At 48.8% G+C, this 641-nt stretch carries 1 protein-coding gene; it reads right to left on the bottom strand.

Going from position 1 to position 641, the window contains the following annotated elements:
- Positions 1–641: ABC transporter permease (locus AB9F27_RS21950; protein ID WP_369758210.1), on the bottom strand; the 641-nt coding region annotated here is incomplete at both ends.

The following is a 641-nucleotide window of genomic DNA, read 5'->3' as shown; positions in this document are numbered from 1 at the left end:
TGCAATCGTAATGGTCGCCCCATAGATTAACTGAGTGTAAAATCCGTGGACCCCCATTGCCACGATGCCCGCTTCCAAAGAACCGATAATCAGTATGCCAATAAACGTGCCATACATGCTTCCGCGCCCACCGAAAACTGAGGTTCCTCCGATAAAGACGGCAGCTAGGGCAGGAAGCAAGAAACCTTCGCCCGTGGTTGGCCAAAAGTATGTAACCTCGGATAGTAGGAAAATGGCCGAGAGTGCGGACATCGCGCCTAACAATACATAGCTAGTCATTCGGACGCGATCCGAGTGAATGCCCATCATTTTTGCGGAATCCTTATTGTCACCAACAAATAGAACGTGGCTTCCAAATATGTGCCTTCGATAAACTGTGATCATCAGGATTGAGATGAGACAAAACCATACAAACTGCATGGGAATTTCGCCGCCAATGCGACCTACCAAAATAGGGTGGAATGCTGATTCCCGCAGCTGCACCAAAGGAATGCCTTTGCCTTCAGCCAGGACATTTACCAAGCCGCGCAACAAAAACATTGTACCAATCGTCGCGACAATGGAGGGCACACCAATTCTGGTAATAATAAATCCGTTTAGGGCACCACACACCATTCCGGAACCGATGCTCGCTAGAATGC

The organism is Falsihalocynthiibacter sp. CO-5D18, from assembly GCF_041205445.1.
Lineage (GTDB): Bacteria > Pseudomonadota > Alphaproteobacteria > Rhodobacterales > Rhodobacteraceae > Falsihalocynthiibacter > Falsihalocynthiibacter arcticus.
The sequence above is the reverse complement of the archived record's forward strand: the minus strand, read 5'-3'. Positions and strand labels throughout refer to the sequence as shown.